Raw genomic sequence first — 21,681 nt, 5'->3', positions numbered from 1 at the left:
CACTATATTTACGTTAAAGCATAACAAACAAATATCATATGGCTTATAGTGAGCAATTGGCCAATCGGGTAAGAGAACTGCTTATTGACCGGGAAGACGTAACAGAAAAAGAAATGTTCAGTGGAGTTTGCTTCATGGTGGATCTTAAAATGTGCATTTGTATTTCTGGCGATGAGCTTCTCTGTCGCATTGGCGCAGAAAAAGTAACAGAAGAACTGGAAAAAGGGAATTGCAGGAATATGATGAATAACGGCCGGGTAATGAAAGACTATGTCTACGTTGAAGATATCGCCATAGACAACCCAAAGAAACTAAAATACTGGGTGGACCTTTGCATCGCATTCAATCCACTAGCTAAGGCAGCTAAGAAAAAGACCTGATTAATGGCCAGAAGTAACTATACCAATACCTCGAAATCAGCAGACATCAAAGCATCATACACCCTAAAACGAACCTTCCACTCGTCTTTAACCAGTTCAGAAACAGAACCGCTAAAGAGCTTTTTAAAACGTTCCAGGTCAATGCCATCTATGCAGATGACCAAATATTCACAATCGCTTATCACAACCACCTGCTGCACATATTCAGACCAGCGTTGTGTAATCTGCCCAGGCAGTTTATTGAAATGCTGATTCTCAATTAACTGTCCGATACCCGTTACCAGACCCTCAGGCACTGACGACCAGCTCCGCAGGTTCCACAAACCATGCTGCTTATCCACTGTCCCAATCACCTCATCTCCATTCACTAATTGCCAGGGCTCGCCGGGATTAAACTGGATCACCTGGTAAACCGGACTTCCAGGTTCTTTCTCTGAAAAATAAGTTAGCTCAATCATATCAATTCACTATCAAAATCTGGGTTTCAAAACTTAGTATGGCAAAGTTTGCTAATATAAAGCGTAAATCAAAGATAAAATACTAAAAATATTAGTTTTAATTATCCATCATAAAATATTGCCTGTTATATATGTTTTGCTAAGAGAATACGCTTTACTGACCGACTTTAAATACCGATGCTTTTTTTGCAATCTTAAAAGGTAAATTTTATCTTTATGTTAAAAGATATTCGTATTGTTAATTTTAAATCTACCTCTATGTTAAATTTTACACGCTTTTTTTTCAGCTTTATCTTTTGCCTGATCTTTATGTACGGTGGAAAGCTCTTTGCCCAGGACGCCAATTACTGGCATTCAGGATTTGGTCCAGGGGGGCTTTTAACGCCCGGTGCCACTATCGTTAATGACAGGGATAGTGGATTATATTATTACAATCCTGCGTTAATGGCCTTGCGCCCCAAAAATTCGGTGAGTATCTCCACCAACTTATATAAGTTGGGTTTATACAACATCAAAGATGGTGTGGGTGCAGGAAAAAATCTTAAATCCAGTGGCGTACAAATCATCCCGCTTATGGTATCCGGAAATCTCTTTTTTAAGGGAAAAAAGACGATTGCATTGGGCTATTCATTAGTCCATGATCCAGTAGCCAACTACCAGGTTACCCAAAGACAGGACAAGAAGATGAATGTACTTGATGATTCTTATAGTCCCGGAAGTGAAGATTTTATTGGGCAATACGCATCACATAATAAAGTAAGCAATACAGTCGCAAGTGGTAGCCTCGCTGTAAAACTTGATGAAAACTGGTCTGTTGGTCTTACTGCTGAAGCACAATTGAGAAGCCAGGATTATTTGGAACAATACAGTGCCCGGGCCCTGATCAATAGTAATGATACACAAAATCTATTGCCCATGACCAACGTAGAGAGTAGCTATCAGATCAACTACTGGAATATTGGTTTGCGATTTAAGTTTGGTACTTCATATGATCATGGCCCCCATCATCTAGGTTTACTGATCAGCGCACCACGGGTCAATATAAAGGGGAATGCAACCATTACCAATGATTTGATTATAAATGATTTGCATCCAGTGCCTGGTACACCACTTCTATTAAATGTGTTGGGAAATGGCCGGCAAACTGGATTGCCGGTGACCTATAAAGATCCCTTCAGTATAGCCCTGGGTTATGGATTGGATTTTGGCAATGGCGGAGAGGTTTTTCTAACAGGAGAATACTTTTCAAAAGTAGACCGATACAATATCGTGAGTCCTTTAAATGCCTCCTTTGTACGGCCAGATAATGACTCTAACCGGAGTATGACCAATGAATTGCTTCAATTCAATGAGCAAAGAAAATCGGTTACTAATTTTAGTATTGGCATTAAACAAGCTTTAAGCCCTAAGTTCATAGGTTATGTGTCATTTAGGACGGACTTTAATTATGATGATAATGGGGTTACAGTCGATAGTGAGTTTAATGGCCACCACCCTAACCTCGCTACCTGGAATACGTATCACGGCCAATTCGGAATCAACGTTAAGCGCAGAAAAGGTAACCTCCATGCGGGGCTGCTGCTTTCTTATGGCGCAACAAATAACTACGTACAACCTTTTAATTTTGATACACCGAACGAAGACAATCAACTTCAGGGCACTGTGCATACAACTACAGCTAAATATTTCTCGGCGGGGTTATTACTAGGGTATATTTTTAATCTATAACGGGACATCAATTGCTCTAATCTCCCATATGAATTGACTCATTATGAAAAAACGGTTTTTAGGTATTTGCTTGTTCTTCCTGTCAACTTCGTTGGGTATGGCACAGGGGGTGTTTTTCAAAGCCCCAACACAGATTAAGGACCCTGCTGCAGATAGCCATCCGGCCAGAATAGCGGTTCAGGATCAAAAAGTCTGCTTTGGCTGGGAACAGGAAAATTCGGGCGTACAGCTTGGCTGCTATGATCTGAAGACCCAGATTATGCAAGCCCCCAGTTTGATTGGCCAGTTGGGCAAGCGGCCGGTGTTTTGCCATTTAGGGAAAAAATTATACCTGCTCTGGAACGATCAGCAAAGCAATATCCAATATGTTTTACTATCTGGCGGACAGGCGGCGGGAAAACCAACTGTCTTAGCAAACTCCCAATCTTTTCAAATTCTTTCTGCTGCTGAGGTGGAAGATCGAATGGTGATCTGCGTTACAAATCCCGATAAGCGAAATGTTAATCTTTTGGTAGTCCATGTCGATGCGGAGCAAGGACTTGTTTTGGATAAAAATTTTGAGGTCCCTAAATTAAAGAATATTGACTATTGCTCGGCGGTTGCTGGAGCTTCGGGAACTGTTAAGCTCTTCTGGAAGGAGCAAAAGCGTAAAAATCTGCTGAGTGCCAATTTTAAGCTTGATGATAAAACAATTGGAAGCCCTTCTATTAGTACCATCTCTTCAGAAGTTTTTCAGGTGGCGGAAATAGTGCCCTTAGATGGTTCTGATCGTCAATTGATGCTATGGAAGCGGAGTGACAAAGAAAATAAATGGTATTACGGTGTGATCAGGCAAGGTGCCCTGGTTGATGAACATGCGGTCCTTCCCTATTTTGAAAATAATGTTGCTGCACCGGTTGTAGACAGGGATGATAATGGAAATTTCTTTATTGGTATCGGTGGATTAAATAAACAATTTGAATTGGGCTCATTTGGCCTTTATAACCCCGTGCATTGGATAAGTGATTTTCTTTTACCCCAAAAAGGGAATTTGACATTGAAAGATGTTGTTATTCCCGGTTCACATGATGCAGGAATGTCGGTCTTAAATGCAGCTGGAGGCAAAGATATGGGGATTATCAATGAATGTAATACCCTTACCCAGGTACAGAATATAGATGGCCAGCTTCGGTCTGGCATTCGCATGTTTGACCTCAGATTGGATTTATATAAAGGAGAATTATATACTAAGCATGCTCCCTCGAATTGTATGGAGGATGCAGTTGCAGGTGGTTATGGTGAAAAATTGTCCAATATATTGCAATCCGTAAAAAGGTTCCTGAAGGAGAACCAAAAGGAATTTGTGATCCTGAGTTTTTGTCATTTTTGCGATCGGCATATATCTGTTACCCAACAAGCCGATTCTATAGTACGAGGCTTGGGAAAGGATCTGTTGTTTGCTGAACAAGGGAGGAGTTTAAAGGATATTACCTTAAATGAGTTGTCGGGCAAGGTCCTGGTGACGTTTGAGGATTATTCCTTTCCTGAAAAGAACATCTTCCTGAATACCCTGAATGGCAAAAGTACTTCCCCTGTAAATTATAAGAGAGCTTACGCGGCAAGTAATGACTTGAATAAATTAATGGTGGCTCAGGAAGCTTTCTTTACCGCGTTGAAGGACTCTCTTCATCATAATGATCTTGTTCGCCTGGATTGGCAATTGACTGAAGCCGGACAAGAGGCCGCTTTCATTTGTAGTGAATTTCAATCCCCCAAATCCAACCCCCTGATTGACGGCGCAAAACTACTGGTAAATTCAATAAAGAAGAATAAAAGTATTATTGATCTTGCACGTATCGGTAATCAGGTATTGGTGGAGAAAGTAAACAGCTGGATAAGCAAGGGAATAATTAATGCAACCAGCCGCCCCAACATATTGTATGTTGATGTATCTGGAAACTGGATAACAGATTATTGTATGTTTCTGAATGCGCAGCCAGTATACAATAAATAATAACAACCAGGTATAAAATAGTTGTCTAATTCTATCACCTATATGGAAGAAACATTTACACATGTGCGTACAATGATCAGCATGATCCTCGGGTTAGGGATTGCGCAATTGTTGAAAAATTCGATAAAACTGATCGATCACAATAAATTAGTAAAGCCGTACTTGCTACATCTTTTCTGGGTATTTTATGTTTTTCTGATGATGATTCATTTTTGGTGGTGGGAAGCAAATCTGAAAAACATTGTTCATTGGAACTTCATTGAATATTTTTTCCTGATCCTGTATACCATGATGTATTTTGCAATCTGCGTATTGATCTTTCCAGATAATATTAACGATTATAAGGATTTTAAAGACTATTTTTTCTCTCGGAAAAAATGGTTCTTTTCGTTTTTGATCGCAATTTTTGTGGCTGATTTTGCTGACACCTTGCTAAAAGGTAATGATTACCTGGAATCACTACATTGGGAGTATCCGGTACGGAATGCATGCCATATTGTGTTGTGTCTATTTGCCATAAAGTCTAACCGTGTTCGGTTCCATTATATTCTTGCAGGTTTGTTCATCATTTACGAAATATCATACATCTTTAGGCACTATTTTATAGTGTAATTGATCTGGTTAATGAAAAAAAGAGCTCTGAATTTATCCAGAGCTCTTTTTGTGGGTTTAGTTCCTATCGCAATTCACTAATAATCTACATGATAATCCTTTCTAAAAGATTGTCCGCCCCAAGCTTTTTTAGCCGTCCAGTCTGCTGCCGCTCCTGTCCAAAACGGATCTTCTGCCGGCAGCCCTAAAGGTAAAAAGCCAAGGGTTGCCATATATAAGCTGCCCGTAGAAGTATATACATCGGCAATTTCAGGTTGTGAACCACAAAACCCTAAAACCAGCCATCCATCCTTGTCAAAGTTATTGCATTGATCAAACATCCGGTGCATCACCGCAGTAACTCCGCACCGAACTTGCGCAGGATTAATATGAGCAGGCAATTTCTTCATTAGCGCCACCACACCTAATGCCTGGAAAGCAGCTGTCCGATAAGTTATAGACCTGCCAATTGGCGGATAAGTCCCATCCGGCCCAATAATACGTTCCGAAAATTCCGAATAACGAACCATGCGTTTCAGTGCAGTCTCATACATATCGGCACTGATCCTCTTTTTATCTGAGAGCACTTTAAAGAAATCAACCAGCATTGGATGGATTACATAAGAATTATAATAATCAATGCTCAAACTAGGCCCGTCACTGTACCACCCGTCTCCCTGATACCACTCCAGGATCTTCCTTTTTGCAAACTCAATGCGTACCGGATCTGCCTGTTCACCAATACTCATTAAGAAAGCCTCATTAACTCCCGCAAAAAGCAACCAGTTATTATAGGCCCCTGTACGCGTACGTAGTGATTTAAATTCTTCAGCAATCCTCGCTTTGGTTACCGGATCAAGTGGTTCCCATAATGCTTTTGGAGCTCTTAAAAATGCCTGAGCCATGTAAGCCGCATCTACTATTGGCTGGCTTTCTGTTCTAAAGTTCAAATAATCCGGGTTGGCTGGATCTACCGCATTTGCAATTCCTTTCAAAAGTGCAGTACGCAGTTTTTTACGCATTTCTCCTTCCTTAGTTTCATCATCCGGCAAAGCAAGCCAAGGTGCAACACCTGCCATTGTACGGCCCACCGCTTCCAGGTAGGTTACTTTTTTAAAAAAATCTACCTTTTGACCCGGAGGTACTTCTACCGGCATGTTCTTTTTCAATGTTGCATTTGCAAGATTATAGATCACCGGAGAAGACATTTTATACAACAGATTTGCCCAATATTCCCTATCCTGAGCACCGGTAACCACGGCAACAGATTTGGCTTTCTTTTGACTCTGTGCATGAGCAGCAATATTAATGGCGAAAATAGAGGTCACCATTAAAAACATGTATTTAAATTTATTCATTACAAATTTTATTTAGTACTAATTTCAAAAAATCTATTTGTTCCGGCCGAAAGTTCTGCTTTATAGCGAAGCAGCTGTGGCTTTTTACCTTTACAGACTACTATTGAAGGGATCAAAATACCCGTAGCCCCATCTCTAACCTCTATTTTATTTGGCTTGGCTTTCGATATTTTTTTTGCGATATCCAACCATTTCAACTCCACAATTTGCGCCTTAGCTACCGAGTCTCCATTATAAACTTCCTTAATTAATACATTATTTCTATGTTTTAAATATAAAGGAAACATTTCACTGCCAGCGAGGAGAAATGCTCCAACGCCAAAAACGTCCGTATCGTCATAGCCAACTTTATCTGGTGCCGCTCCCTGTGGCTGAACAAAACCCAGCTTCCCATCGGGATGAACAGAAGAACTCAGTGCTGTCCATGCATTAGAAATTACGCATTTATACTTTTCATAAGGAAGTAGCCCGTTATTTATACCCCAGGCCATCGCATAACAGATCAAGCCGGTCCCACTCGTTTCTTTAGATGGATAACTTTCCGGATCTAAGAGGCTGGCATGCCAGGTACCATCTGGCTGTTGTAGTTGTGCCAGCCTGCCAGACATTTTTACAAATAGATCCACAAAGCGTTTGCGGTCGGGATGGTTCTGTGGCAATACGGACAAGACTCTTGCCAGTCCGGCAATTACCCATCCATTTCCGCGGCTCCAAAATACTTTAGCCCCGTTTTTTTCCTTCTTGTTAAAATAGCGGCTGTCTCTATAAAACAAGTGCTCTTCCCCATCAAACAAATAGGCTGTAGACTTCCACCACAATTCAGATGCTTTATTAATATATTTTAAATCTCCTGTAGCTTCACTAAGGTAGCCTAAGGTTGGAGGGCCCATAAACAGGGCATCACACCAGGCCCATTCGCGCGTATGAATATTATTCTTCCATTCCAGTGATTCAGTGTGCGGTAATTTGACCAGTGAATCACCAAGGTTTTTCAAATCCTCGATAAATTCAGGCTTTTTATAAATGCTGTAAAGCTGAGCATACGTTTGCCCCACACAATAATCATCGGCGAAGAAACGGTATTTTCCTGTTTTCCATTTATTGTTTTCCCCAACTCCAATAAGTTTTTTATAATAGATATCGGAATCTGCCAACTTACTCCAGGCCATCATACCTGTATACAGTACGCCACTGGTCCAGTCTTTCTTTGGGTTTTTCCACCCTTCCGTTTCTAAACTTTTCCATTGCCAATCGGCAACTTTTTTCATTTGGCTAAAAATGGTACTTGCTGAAGCTTGTTGTTGAGCATTGATTTTCTCAAAAGAGAAAAGGACGAACAGTAATAAAAATATTGTATTGCGCATTTATTTATTGATTTTGAAGGTAGATGCTCTCTTAATTATTTCTAAAGTCACCTTACCAGCCTGGATTTTGAATAAGTTTGTCTGATATATTAACTTGAGTAGCAGGAATTGGCAACAGGTTCATTTTTGGCTCTATAAATACCGAAGCCGGCTTAGGCAAGTTAAACTTTTCATAAGTAAAACTACCATTTGCATTCTTGGTGATCTTCATTCCGGTCAATACAGTTCCATAGGTACTTGCCCCGATTTTCCATCTGCGGATATCCCAGAACCGATGGTCTTCAAATGCCAATTCTATCCTTCTTTCATCTCTGATATATTTACGCATCTGCTCCTGGCTTAGCCCCGCAGGCAGATCGGCAGGACTTAAACCTGCCCGGTCTCTTATTTCTTTCATCGGTGCATAGGCTAAAGTGGTTTGCCCCGATTCATTCAAAGCTTCAGCATAGTTTAGAAGTACTTCTGCATACCTCATAAAAGGAAAGAAATGTTCAGTTCCACCTGTTGATCCGGTTACATCTTCACTCATCATCTTTCTGTTGTAATATCCGGTTTGTGTACCCGGTGTAACAAATGGAATGCTAAGCCCGTCACTAGGTGCATTAAAATAAGTATTTATAGGTTGCTTTGTATTTGTAGACGAGTTAAGCCATGTTGCGCCATTGTAAATTATCGACCGGTAAAATCTCGGATCGCGGTTTACATACGGATTCTGTGGATCGTAACCTGAACCAGGTTCTGTAATTGGCTTTCCATTCTTCATCGGGTAGGTATCTACATAATCACCATTGGGAGAGTTATGGTAAGAACCGCCCCTGCTGGAAGGCAGATGTGCGTTTTCATAGGTGCGGTTACTTCCTGCAAGCCTTACAAAAATCATTTCTCTATTCACCCGCTGAAGAAACACGTTATAGAATCCTTCAGCAGTCGAGTTATTTCCGTCCGTACCTTGTAACAGGCTATAAAAATTCAGGTCAATAACAGCCTTTGCCGCATCGGCCGCCTTTACCCATCTGTTCTGGCTGGCAGTTGGATAACCAAATATCGGGTTAGGATCTGCCGCTCCACCATTAAATAATGGACTTGCGGCGAAAAGCAATACCCTGGCTTTTAATGCCAGGCAGGCACCTTTAGTTATCCTTCCATGGTTATAACCCTCCGTTCCGGTATATTCCATAGGCAAATCAACAGCGGTTTCATCCAGTTCTTTTACCAGGTAATTTACACATTCTTCGTAACTGTTCCTGGGAATATTAAAATTGTCGTCTAAGGTGAGTACCTTGTCTACAATTGGAACACCTGCGTAATGTTTCATTAATAAATGATAATACCATGCACGTAGAAATCGTGCTTCAGCTTTCATGCGCTTTTTTAACACTGCAGATAGTGGGGCCTCATCTACGCGGCTTATAAAAAGATTGGCCTTTCTGATCGACTTATAAGTGTTTTTCCAGATATTATTAAAAGGATCGGGCAAAGAGCTGGCACTGTAATTTCCTTTTTGAAAGGTTCCGGCAGGTGTTGTGGTCGTTGTTGCCCAGCGTTCATCAGACTCATCACTAAATTCCGATAAGGAATTGGAAGTATTGATTCGCGTGGTCATACTTTCAGGGCCCAGGTCGGCATAAATACTGGTCAATACTTGTATGGTGCGTACACTATCGGTCCAAACGTCCTTATCGAAGATATCAGTTTGAGTATCTCCAGTCAAAATACCGTCTTTTTTGCAACTTGACATAATGGTTATGACAAGTACTATTGCTGCTATATAATTTAAGTACTTCATGAACTGTTAAAAATTAAGGTTTAATCCAAAACTGTAAATCTTTTGCTGCGGATAATTTTCGCCACGGCCACTTGGTGATTCGGGATCCATTATTTTTAATTTATCCCAGGTAATCAGGTTTGCTGCATTGGCATAAATACGCAAGCTTTCTACCCCTATTCTTTTTAATAGAGCCGGTGTAAGTCGATAGCCTATTTCAACATTTTTTAAGCGTAAATAATTACCCGAACGAAGCCAGAACGTTGAGGTTGTTGGCCTGTTGTTTGCCCCGCCACTGGCCAGGTGTAGTTTTGGATAAGTTGCATTGGCCGCATTATCAGGTGTCCACCGACCAAGGTGCAGTTCCTGAAAATTACCAATATTATCATAGATTAGCTCATCTGATGGACGCACACTACTATTTAGAGCCCCTTGAAACAGGAAACTACAGTCAAAGCCCTTAAAGTCGAATCCTGCGGATACACCATAGGTTGTATTTGGAATTATAGGATAGCCAATGGGTCCTTTATCATCGTCGTTAATAATTCCATCGCCATTCAGGTCTGCATATTTTAGATCACCAACTTGTGGCTTAAATGTTGTTTTGGGGCTATTGGCTAAGTCTTCTGCATTTTGATAGTACCCAATCCATGTCCATCCATATGGCTGTCCAACAGATTGTCCGGTTTGCTGAAGCCAGGGGTATTTCTTATGTTCCTCATCCCGCTCAATCACTTTATTTTTAGCAACAGATACATTACCCTTTACAAAATAACCAAGTTTACCGGTTTTGTTGGTATAACTAATTTCAAGTTCAAAGCCTTTGTTTTTCACTTTGCCCAGGTTGACATCAGGCAGCGTAATTCCAACAATATCTCCTACAGTGGTACGGGTGGTAATGATATCGTACCGATAATTGTCAAAATAATCAAATGTTACATTCACTTTTGATTTAAATAACTGGGCATCAAATCCAATGTTTGCTTTTCGTTCTTTTTCCCAGGTGAGTTGGTCATTGCCTAATTTACCCTCTGCAAGACCATTTAATGTCGTGTTTGAATCACCAAACTGATAAGTTCCGGATGGCACATAGGTACTCAGATAAGCATAGGTCGTTAAGTCGATACCTACGTTATCATTTCCTACTATACCATATGAACCCCTGATTTTAAGGTAATCAAGAAACTTGATGTTGTTTTTCAACCAAGGTTCTTCAGAAACTACCCAGCCTGCAGATGCCGCCGGAAAGAAACCAAAACTGTTCTTATTATTAAATTGATTTGATCCGGTATATCCAAGGTTAAATTCAACTAAATAACGGTTGGAATAATTATAGGTCGTACGCCCCACCCAACCCAGATAGCTGATTTTTCGTGTTGGGTCCGGAACACCACTGGAATTTACATAAACCTTTGAATTTTGGTTATAAAGGGCCATTGCAGTTACATTGTGCTTATCAAACTGATGCTGGTAGTTTAGCGAAGCCTCAAGGTTAGTAGCCACCTGTGGCGCTAAGTTCTTGGTGGCTAACTGGAAGGGTCTTAAAACCGGATATGCGGGATTGAACAGTGAATAACTGTCATTTGTAGGATTATATCTATAAGTTGGATACCCATCTCTGTACAAATCCTTTTCAGAATATTGTGTATTGTTAAATGAAAAAGCTCCCTTTGCCGATAAGCCATCCAACAGGAAATCTAATTTTTGTTCTGCACTTAAATTTGAAGTAAGTACAGAGTTGTAACTCCTGTCGTAGCCTGCCAGGGTTAACTGTGCAACCATATTGGGATGCTGATTACTTTGAGGTGGTGCAGCAAATGAGCCATCTGGATTATAAATTGGAAATGAGTAAGGTGCAAAACCAGTACGAAGCAACTGATTAAATACAGAACGACCTGCTTCAGCTGGATGCGGTTGATTGGTGTTTTCTAATCTGGCTGATAAATCTAAGCCGATATGAAGTGTTTTATTTACCTGAACATCTACATTAGACCTGAAATTATATCTTTTAAAATAGTAACCATTGTCAGTTTCGCTGTCTTTAAAATTCTTAAAAATCCCATTTTGATTTAACATGCCTGCAGAAACAAAATATTTGACTATGTCTGTGCCACCAGAAACGTTTGCATTGAATTGAGACTGTAATGAATAAGGTTGCATAACTTCCTTATACCAGTCAACATTTGGATATAATGCCGGGTTTGAACCTGTACGGAATGCTTCAAGCTGCACATCTGTATAGGGGAAATTGGCTGCCTGACCATCATTCACATAGCTTTCCTTCAACAACAAAAGTGAATTATAGGCATCGAGCAATTTAGGTAAGCGTGTTGATACCTGGACGCCTGTCTGGCTGCTTATAGATACTTTTGCCTCACCGGTTTGTCCCCTTTTTGTAGTTACTATGATTACTCCGTTTGCACCACGAATACCATATACAGCAGTGGCAGAGGCATCTTTCAAAATGGAGATGTTTTCCACCTCATTCATATCAATTTGCCCAATATTATCTTGCTGTACCCCATCTACGATAAGCAATGGCCCCGTTCCGGATCGGTAAGTACTAACGCCCCGAATTTGTAGAGTAGCTCCATCTTTACCTGGCTGGCCACTGTTTTGTTGTGAAAACAGACCCGGCAGGCGCCCCGCTAAGGCATTTGTCAGATTGGCTACAGGACTTTGCTTCAGCTCTCTTCCACCAATGCTCGATATTGCCCCGGTTAGTGTGGCCTTCTTTTGTTTACCAAATCCAACCACCACAACATCATTAAGTCCTTCTACATTTTCCTCCAGGAGGATATTATAAATATTTTTGGCCTGCAATTTTTCGGTTTTTGATTTATAACCAATTCCGCTAACTAATAACATGCCTGCTTCTGGAGCCCCTTTTATAGTAAATTTCCCTTTAGCGTCTGTAGTAGCACCTATTGAGGTGCCCTGTATTTTAACATTAATACCTGGCAAAGGCCCGGATGCATCCGTAACCTGCCCGCTTATCGTTCTGTTCTGTGCCGAAACCATCAGCACCTGTAACATAAGCATGAATATGACGTATATTTTCTTCATTTTTTAAGGATTACATTCATTTTTCCTAATTCCATCCTGGATTTTGAGTAAGCGAGCTGCTCTTTTGCAGTTCCGAGTAAGGAACAGGGTACAAATACATTTTTGCAGCATCAAATGTGACTTGTTGTACCGTAACGGTAGGATCATAGCTAAATGTCTTATCCGGGTTTTGGGTAATCTTCATCCCTCTTAAATTGCCATTTAACACATCCGAAGCAATTTTCCACCGGCGTATATCCCAGAAACGATGTTCTTCAAAAGCAAGTTCAACACGACGTTCGTTTCGGATAAGCAACCTCATTTGTTCTTTACTTAAGGAGCCTGATGCAATGGTCGTCGTAATACCAGCACGTGTACGGATGTCATTTACGGCTTTATAAACCGAAGCATCCGGAGCGCCCAGGAATTCATTTTCTGCCTCTGCATAGTTCAATAATACTTCTGCGTAGCGAAAGATGGGGAAATTATGAGTTGCATTTGAAAATGCTGCATCAGAGCCGCTTGTGGTCATAAACTTGCGCATATAATAGCCCGTTTTTGTTCCTGTTCCTATGCCAGGTTTAGTGTTATTTTTCCCACCTGTAAAGGTTTCAATTGTGGTGCCTAACCAGGAGAAACCATTGTGAAATATGGTTAGATAAAATCTGTTGTCCCGGTTTTTGTACGGATCACTGTCTATGTATCCTGATCCGGCTTCATTAATACCTTTTCCATTTTTCATTGGAAAGGCATCCACCAAATCCTGAGTCGGATTCGTTATCCCCAGTCCGGCCCTTCTAAAACCCGGCGGCTCATTTAAGCTTTCTATACTTGTATTGTCTGCCTGCTGATAAGCCAGAATAAACTCCTTATTGTTTCTGGTGGTAAACATGGTGCCCAAATTACTTTCCAGACTGTAGGTATTCAGTTTAATTAGCTCATCGGCCGCTTTGGCGGCAGTATTCCATTTTTCAGGATCGTTGGTTGGATTATATAACGGACTTGCATTGTAGAGCAACAGCCTTGCTTTTAGGGCCATCACCACTCCTTTTGACATTCTGCCCAAATCTCCTGTGGTAAGCGTTGCGGGCAATTTATCTTTTAGATCATTACATTCAGACAAGATATAATTTACACATTCAGCCCAGGTGTTTCTAGGGAGATTCATATTGTCATCCAATGCAAATACCTTGTCTCCAATCAAGGGAACGCCAGACCAGCGCTTCAGCAATTCAAAATAGAAAATGGCTCTCAATGCCCTTGATTGATTAATCAAGGCATCTTTCTTCACTCCGGGTATACCCGATGAACCTATATTTGCCAGCAACACATTCACCCTGCGGATTGCACTGTAATTGGCTGTCCATGGGTTTTCGGGTAAATTGGACGGTCCCCATTGCCCGGTTTTAAATTTATCTACAGCAGTTATCGAGATATCGGCACTCAAGGCATCGTCTGCTCCCGCATCAAGCAGATTATTGCTGATACGGTTAAATCCCTTTGGCAGCTGACTGTATATACCGGATAAATATTCATCAATTAAAGTACCTTCCTTATCCTTTGGATTAAAGATATCACTAAGCTGTGTACGTTCTACAGGGAGCTGATTTAAGACATCCTTTTCACAGGATGAAATAAGCAACACAAATGGTATTACCATTAATATGCGATAAAATTTCATATGTTACTATTTAGAATTTAGCAGTTAGACCAATGTTATAACTTCTGTAAAGAGGGTAATTACTCAGTAATGACTCTGGATCCAGATCTTTAAGTCTTGTTAACGTGAGCAGGTTGAACCCGGAAGCAAACAACCTCAGGTTGGCCAGCCCCACTCTTTTTGTTAATGAAGATGGAAGCGTATAACCTAGCTGAACATTCTTAAGTCTCAGATAATCGCCATTTCTTAACCAATAAGTAGAAATTGTATGGTTATTTGCATTGGGTCCAAAACTTAAACGGGGGTAATCAGCTACTGCGGCAGTAGCTGGTGTCCAGCGGTTAAGATGGAACTGCTGGACATTTCCGCCATTGTTCTGAAACTCCCAGGCGTTATTACCAATAAAGTAAAAATCTTTATTGGTTACACCTTGCAGTAAAGCAAGGAAATCAAAATTTTTGAATTTTAGCCCAACCGAGCCAGCATAATATATTGGTGCACTGGTTTTTCCTATAGCCGTTACATCATCTTCATTAATGATATTGTCTCCGTTTAAGTCTTTATATTTTATGTCTCCTGGCTGCAATTTCATGGAAAACTGCTTTGGACTGGCGTTAATTTCTTCATTACTTTGAAAAAGACCCAAAGCCACTAAACCAAAAACTTGTCCAATTTGCTGGCCTGTTTGTTCCTGATAGGTATACTTTCTGGGTAACTCCTGGACATCAATCACCTTACTACCCGAAAATTGTGCATTGCCGTTCAGACTTAATTCAACTTCTCCAATTTTTTTAACATAGTTTAGACCAAATTCAACTCCATTATAATTGTATTTACCAATATTTTCCAATGGATAAATTGTTCCCAGCAGTGCATTTGAATTTCCTCTTTGCTGAAGTACCCTGTAACGAAGATTATTATAATAATCGATGCTAATTGTGAGACTGTTTTTAAATACAACAGCATCAATTCCGGCATTAAAAGCCTTTGTTTTTTCCCAGGTAAGATTAGGATTTCCCAGAGAAGCTTCTGTCCATCCGGCCATACCCGTGCCCGTACTTCCAAAATAATAGGCGTTTGAATTGGTGCTGTAATAAGGTTGATAGGCAAAATTAGATGATCTGTCAAATCCCAAAATACCGGCAGATGCCTTAATTTTTAACTGATTAAAAACACCATCCTTCAAAAAATCTTCTTTAGCAATATCATATCCTGCAGATATGGCCGGAAAAAAACCATACCGCTTGCCGCTCATGTATTGTTCCGTTCCTTGCCAGGCTACAGAAATATCGGCAAAATACTTTTCTTTAAAGGCATAACTACCTCTGGCAAGCAAACCCTTGTAAGCATGTGTAAGGGCTGTTCCAATATCATATTGATCCCAATTGTATTGTAAAGCAGCATTTACTGCGTGCTCACCAAAAATACGCTGGTAATGTAATCCGGCATCAAAATTTAAGCGTCTGGAAAAACTGTCATTATAGCCATTGCTATTGGAATAACTGGTGTTGTTACCAAACTGAGTATAGCTCTGCACCACATTATCCTGATTATAAACAGGCAGAAAAACAGCAAAACTTGAGCGGCTACGAAAAATAGTATTGTCGTAATAAGAGGTATAATGTATGGATCCATTAAGTGAAAGGCCCTCTGTAACAAACCCAAGTTTCCTGTTCAAATCGGCATCAATAAAAATTGTTCTGCGATTATCTCTGGTATATCCTGTTTGATACAGCTGTCCAAATATATTCTTGGTATACAACGAATTTCCAGACAATGAACCATCTGCGTTATAAATCGGATAAGCATTGGATGGCGTTTGCTGAATCTGATCCATAATACTTCCAACACCTGCCCCAGGGCTATTTGCCTGTTCATATTTACCCGCAAGCTTTAAAGAGATGCTTAGATTTTTGTCTATATCTACATCAACATTAGACCGGAAATTGTATCTGTTAATGGTATTGTTCGTATTAAAATTGTTTGGCCCATCCTTAAAAATCCCCCCCTGATTCTGGTTCTCCAAGGCGATGAAATATCTGGCAGATTTACCACCTCCCGAAACATTTAAATTAAAACGGTTAAAACTATACCGTGGTTTAAGCGTTGCGCCATACCAATCTACATTGGGATAACGATAGGGATCTGTTCCATTTTTATAGCCTTCTAAATCTGTCTGGCTGTAAATCTGCGGACGGCCATCATTTACCGACGCTTCATTGGCCAGAAGTGCATAGTGATAGGCATCCAGGTATTTAGGCAAATAAATAGATTCCTGAATAGCTGTCTGGGCCGAAAAGTTTATGATTTGTCTGCCGGCAGTACCCCGCTTTGTTTGCACCAGGACAACACCATCGGAACTGCGCATGCCCATGGCTGCAAGTGAAACAGGATCTTTTAAAACGGTAATGTTTTCTATCTCATTTGGGCTTAATCCATCCAGATCTCTAACAGCACCGTCTACCACAACGATGGGATTTCTTCCTCTCAGGCTCAAAAAAGAGCGATCGACACCATCTGTAGACGACTGTGTGGTGATCAAGCCATTTAATCTTCCACTGAGCAAATCACTAACATTCGGAACCGGAATATCAGATAGATTCTGAGCATTAATTGTTGCAATAGAGCCCGAAAAAGTGGCGGCTTTTTGTCTGCCATATAAAGTACTGTACACTTTATCCGCACTGCTTTTCTGAAGAAATACATCCATATTTTTCCCTTTGACTTTTTGTTCCTGCTGGACATATCCCTCCAATTCATAGATGAGCACATCATTCACATTTGCCTCCAGGCTATAATACCCTCTGGCATCTGTCTGGGTATTTCGATCCTGGTTCTTGATGCGCACAAGTACACCTTGCAATGGCGATCCATACTGATCTTTTACTTGTCCTTTAATTGATTTTTGCGGATCATGGTATTCATGTCCGTAAACTGGTGAAGCATATCCACCATTGTAAACCAGCAACCCGGCTGCTACAATGAAAATCTTTAAGTAAAATCTTTTCATACGCTCCTCCTGATTTGCTTGGTACAATTCAAACATTTACTGTTCATATGTTTATTGGTTTAGGTTTAGACCATTGAGCACAAAGTATCAATGGCGTCAGGTAAATTTGACACTAACCTTCAACATATAATGGTGACAATACTGTTTAATTTGTATGAATATTTTGTGTTTTAGAGCATTTTAGCACGGTTGGGGTGCATTTAAGTATTTATATAGTCACGCGGGGTCTGACCGAATTGTTTCTTGAACTCTCTGGTAAAATAGCGGGAGTCAATAAAGCCTACCAGGCCTGAAACCTCAGAAATATTATACCCGGAATCTTTTAGCAGCTGAGCCGCTTTCTTTAACCTGATACTTTTGGAAAAATCATTTACCGTCATCTCTGTCAGTGCTTTTACCTTTTTATAGAGAACGGACTGGCTCATCCCCATTCTTCCGGCCAGAAGATCCACTCCAAACTCCCGGTTTTCCATTCCTTCTTCTATTACAGTAATTAATCTGGAAAGGAACTGCTCATCCATGGTATTGAGCAAAGTGTTGCTTGGTGCAAAAATGAACTGTTTCCGGTATTTACTGCTGATCTTCTCCCTTGAATCAAGTATATTCTTCACATTTAGCTGCAAAATCTTTATGCTGAAAGGTTTGGTGAGATATAAATCTGCTCCTTTACTTAAACCGCTAATTTGATCTGTCTGAGTATCTTTAGCCGTTAACAGGATCACGGGAATATGACTGGTACGTTCGTCTGACTTGATTTCCTCGCAAAGCTCAAAACCATTCATATTTGGCATCATGACATCGCTGATGATCAAATCAGGAATTTCAACCTTTGCCAGTTGCAATGCACTCACACCATCTGTGCACTCCAATATTCGATATTCTGGTTCCAGTAAATCTCTTATAATCGCCCTTAGTTCCTCATTGTCTTCAACAATTAATATACTAAAGCTCTTATCTAACGGGATGTTGGTTTCATTTTCTTCCTTTTGGACCAAAGTACGCTGCAATGGCAGCCTGACCATAAATTGTGTAAATCCAACTTTACTGGTCAGGTTAATTCTCCCATGGTGGAGTTCAACAATATGCTTGCTTAAGGCCAGACCTATGCCATAACCCGTATTTTGGGCTGCATCATCTACCTGAAAATAGTTGGTAAACAGCTTATCAAAATATACAGGAGAAATTCCCTTTCCTGTATCCGAAACCGTAATGACCAGCTCATCTTTTACCACACCAGCTTCAAGGCTGATTTTGCCTCCTTCAGGCGTAAATTTAAATGCATTGGAAAGTAGATTAAACAACACTTTTTCCAGTTGTTCTTTATCGAAATTCACTAAAAGCGGGCCTTCGGGATGTATGAATGTAAAGTTAAGCTGCTTCTTTTTACAAACCTCTGTAAAGGAGATGTAAATATCATTCAAAAAACCGATGAGATCATTTTCCTTGAGATGAAGCTTTAAGGTTTCAGATTCTGCCTTTCTGAAATCCATCAACTCTGTAACCAGAGACAACAAACGGTCTGCATTATTCTTAATAACACCGAGTTGTTTATGGATAAAATCATATGGTTTACTTTCATCTATAACCTTTTCCAATGGAATCATGATTAAGGAAAGATGAGATCTGATCTCGTGGGATATGTTGGTGAAAAAATTAAGTTTATTCAGATGTAGCTCTTCCTCTCTTTTTAAGAATTGCCGCAGATAAAAGAAACGAACGACAAAGAAAACAACAATTGCAACCAGAATGGTATACAACAGGTATGCCCACCATGTTTTATAAAGCGGAGGCAGGATACGGATACTAATATGCTCTGCTTTACTCCACACGCCATCGTTATTTGCCCCTTTTACAGTAAAAACATAATTTCCAGCTGGCAGATTGGTATAAGTTACCTGTGGTAAAATGCTTTCATTCCAGTCTTTATCTATTCCATCCAATTTATAGGCATACCTGTTTTTATTGGATTTTATGTAATTCAACAAAGCAAATTCCAGTGTAAAAATGTTTTGTGCACTGCTAAATACCAACTGAGGCTTAAAAAGGATATTACTGGACAGTATCTCTCGCGATTTTCCGGGCAGGACTTCCTTATTAAACAGTTTTAAGCCAGTGAAAACCACTGTAGCCTGATCATTATTGCGCTTGATATCTAACGGCGAAAAATAGGTTATACCGTTCATGCTTCCAAAAAACAGTTCCCCATTTTTCGCCTTGTACATAGAGCCATAATTAAACTCTTCATCGGCCAGGCCGTCTGAAATCGTGTAATTCTGAAAAGTCTGCTTTTCTGGATTTAACCTTGATAGGCCGTTTCTCGTGCTTACCCATAAATCATAGTATTCATCTTCCAGAATCCCAACTACATTATCATTACTTAGACCATCTTTGGTGGTGTATTTTCGTATTATACTCTTTTTTTCAGGACTATAGCAATACAAACCACCATGATAAAGTCCAATCCAAATATTCCCTTTATGATCTTCCTCTAAACAGTTAAACCAAACAGAATTATCTCTCTTATTATTAATTGCTATTGTAATGATTTGTTTATTATTTTTACTCAAACAATAGATATCTGTACGGCTCAGCACCCACATATTACCCGCTCGGTCTTCAAAAAACATCTGTATCACCTTGTCTTTCAATTTTCCGATCAGCGGATTATTTTTTATGGGGCTAAGCTGAATCCCCTTACGTTGGAACAGGCCATTAATACCGAGTCCGCCAATCCAGAATCTATCCTGGCTATCCTCCAGCATTGCACTTATTGACGAACGTTTCGATTCGAAAATACTGCTGCCTGAAAGAAAATGTTTGAACCGGCCTGTCGCTGGATCGAATAAATTCAGCCCCCCTCCACTTGTACCCACCCAGATATGATCATTTTTATCGATATAAACGATTTTAGCAAAATTAGATGCTAATGATGCGGGATCCTTTGGATTGTTAACATAATAGCTGAACTTTTTGGTTTGTTCACTATAGTGATTTAAACCTCCTCCTTCTGTGCCAATCCACAAATCCCCCTTTTTATCATGTACTATTGACCTTACCACATTGTGGTTAATACCTAAATTATCTTCTTTATGCTTTATCGTTTTAAATGGAGTTTTCGTTCCATAAGAAACGTTTATCCCACCAAAATAAGTACCTATCCAAATATTATCACTCTTGTCTTTATAAAGGCTATATATGGAATTCTGATTTAAACTTTCAGGATCATCAACATGATTCTGGTAAGATGTAAAAGTTCTTTTAATGGGATTAAAAATACATAAACCTCCCTGGGTGCCAATTAGAAAACTACCTTTACCATCACTGATCATCTGTCTTATTGAGTTATGGGTAAGACTGTTTGGATTTCCAGACTGCTGCTCAAAGTGCGCAAAAGACATGGTTTTACGATCCAGTAAATTCAGTCCCCGACTCTCTGTAGCCATCCAGATATTTTCATCACTATCTTCAAGAATGGATTTTACCGGACTATCACTAATACTGCCAGGCAATTCGGGCTGATGAACAAAGGTTTCAACTCCAGAAAAAACATGACTAAAACGGCTTTTGATCAGACTTTTTCCTGTACCTATCCATAAATAACCTAAGTGATCCTCATAGGTGCATAAAACTTCACTGCCAGCTAATCTTGGTTCCAGCCCCACCTTAATCGCATTGACAAAACCAGAAGCTCCCGAAATTTTTACAAAAAGTCCATCTTTTGTTCCAATCCAGATATTGCCTTTCTTATCCTCAGATATACAGAAAATCTCTGGCTGTAATATCCCTTTTTTATGAACCAAAGGAACACGCTCAAAACTATTCGTCACTGGCTCATAAATATTTAAGCCGGCGGATGTACCTACCCATAACTTATTTTCGTGGTCAAGAAATAAAATATTGATATAGTTATCGCTTATTGAGGTGGTATCAGCATTATTCTTGTATAAAGAAAAACGACTGCCATCATATCTATTTAGACCATAGCCCGTAGCAAACCACATGAGGCCAAATCGATCCTGAACAATACTAAGTACTGAGTTTTGTGAAAGCCCATCTTTCACGCTTAAATGTTCAAAATTTAACTTTTGCCCATTTACATTTAAACTACAGATCCATAGCATAAATATCAGAATGCTCTCACCGACAGTCCGTTTTAAATATTCATACATCAACTCAAAAATCAATAAAAAGATTTAATATTATTTAACATCTGTTGGCCTCCTGAAGAATATCTGGTTATATTAAGTATTTCAAAAAAACAATTATTTTAAAAGAGTTTCTCTTTAAATAAGATATTCTACTAAAAAAGATAAGATTTTCACCTCTAAT

Annotated in this window: 12 protein-coding genes; 4 read left to right on the top strand and 8 right to left on the bottom strand. The window is 39.9% G+C overall.

Going from position 1 to position 21,681, the window contains the following annotated elements:
- Positions 1 to 38: 38 nt before the first annotated feature.
- Positions 39 to 380, top strand: coding sequence for a TfoX/Sxy family protein (locus tag R2S08_RS12430; protein WP_316835482.1), 342 nt, complete (start codon positions 39 to 41; stop codon positions 378 to 380).
- A 17-nt stretch (positions 381 to 397) separates the two neighbouring features.
- On the opposite strand, the gene R2S08_RS12425 is transcribed toward R2S08_RS12430, so the two are convergent.
- On the bottom strand, positions 398 to 838 hold the full coding sequence (locus R2S08_RS12425; protein WP_316835481.1) for a hypothetical protein: 441 nt from the start codon (positions 836 to 838) through the stop codon (positions 398 to 400).
- Positions 839 to 1,096: 258 nt separating this feature from the next.
- Between R2S08_RS12425 and R2S08_RS12420 the strand changes: the two genes are divergently transcribed.
- Genes R2S08_RS12420 through R2S08_RS12410 form a run of 3 tightly spaced genes read left to right on the top strand, consistent with a single transcriptional unit; the run spans position 1,097 to position 5,171 of the window.
- Positions 1,097 to 2,566 carry a hypothetical protein gene (locus R2S08_RS12420; protein ID WP_316835480.1) on the top strand — a complete coding sequence of 490 codons (1,470 nt, stop codon included), beginning with the start codon at positions 1,097 to 1,099 and terminating at the stop codon, positions 2,564 to 2,566.
- Between the two features lie 43 nt (positions 2,567 to 2,609).
- On the top strand, positions 2,610 to 4,559 hold the full coding sequence (locus tag R2S08_RS12415; RefSeq protein WP_316835479.1) for a hypothetical protein: 1,950 nt from the start codon (positions 2,610 to 2,612) through the stop codon (positions 4,557 to 4,559).
- A 42-nt stretch (positions 4,560 to 4,601) separates the two neighbouring features.
- Positions 4,602 to 5,171 (top strand): hypothetical protein, encoded by a 570-nt coding sequence (locus R2S08_RS12410; protein WP_316835478.1) that lies wholly within the window; start codon positions 4,602 to 4,604, stop codon positions 5,169 to 5,171.
- Positions 5,172 to 5,248: 77 nt separating this feature from the next.
- Here the strand turns inward: R2S08_RS12410 and R2S08_RS12405 are convergent, their stop codons facing one another.
- The 7 genes from R2S08_RS12405 to R2S08_RS12375 all read right to left on the bottom strand — a co-directional run bounded on the left by R2S08_RS12405 (position 5,249) and on the right by R2S08_RS12375 (position 21,521).
- On the bottom strand, positions 5,249 to 6,508 hold the full coding sequence (locus R2S08_RS12405) for a DUF2264 domain-containing protein (protein ID WP_316835477.1): 1,260 nt from the start codon (positions 6,506 to 6,508) through the stop codon (positions 5,249 to 5,251).
- Positions 6,509 to 6,516: 8 nt separating this feature from the next.
- Entirely contained in the window at positions 6,517 to 7,872 is a 1,356-nt protein-coding gene (locus R2S08_RS12400) for a glycoside hydrolase family 88 protein (RefSeq protein WP_316835476.1), read from the bottom strand.
- A gap of 52 nt (positions 7,873 to 7,924) precedes the next feature.
- Entirely contained in the window at positions 7,925 to 9,610 is a 1,686-nt protein-coding gene (locus R2S08_RS12395; RefSeq protein WP_316835475.1) for a RagB/SusD family nutrient uptake outer membrane protein, read from the bottom strand.
- Between the two features lie 54 nt (positions 9,611 to 9,664).
- Positions 9,665 to 12,703 (bottom strand): TonB-dependent receptor, encoded by a 3,039-nt coding sequence (locus tag R2S08_RS12390; RefSeq protein WP_316835474.1) that lies wholly within the window; start codon positions 12,701 to 12,703, stop codon positions 9,665 to 9,667.
- Between the two features lie 25 nt (positions 12,704 to 12,728).
- On the bottom strand, positions 12,729 to 14,342 hold the full coding sequence (locus R2S08_RS12385; RefSeq protein ID WP_316835473.1) for a RagB/SusD family nutrient uptake outer membrane protein: 1,614 nt from the start codon (positions 14,340 to 14,342) through the stop codon (positions 12,729 to 12,731).
- Between the two features lie 31 nt (positions 14,343 to 14,373).
- Complete coding sequence (locus R2S08_RS12380) at positions 14,374 to 17,352, bottom strand: SusC/RagA family TonB-linked outer membrane protein (protein ID WP_316835472.1); 2,979 nt, start codon at positions 17,350 to 17,352, stop codon at positions 14,374 to 14,376.
- A gap of 200 nt (positions 17,353 to 17,552) precedes the next feature.
- Positions 17,553 to 21,521, bottom strand: coding sequence for a two-component regulator propeller domain-containing protein (locus tag R2S08_RS12375; protein WP_316835471.1), 3,969 nt, complete (start codon positions 21,519 to 21,521; stop codon positions 17,553 to 17,555).
- Positions 21,522 to 21,681 lie beyond the last annotated feature (160 nt).

This window comes from Pedobacter nutrimenti (assembly GCF_032678445.1).
GTDB classification, from domain to species: Bacteria; Bacteroidota; Bacteroidia; order Sphingobacteriales; family Sphingobacteriaceae; genus Pedobacter; species Pedobacter nutrimenti_A.
This window is presented reverse-complemented; position numbering and strand designations above follow the sequence as displayed.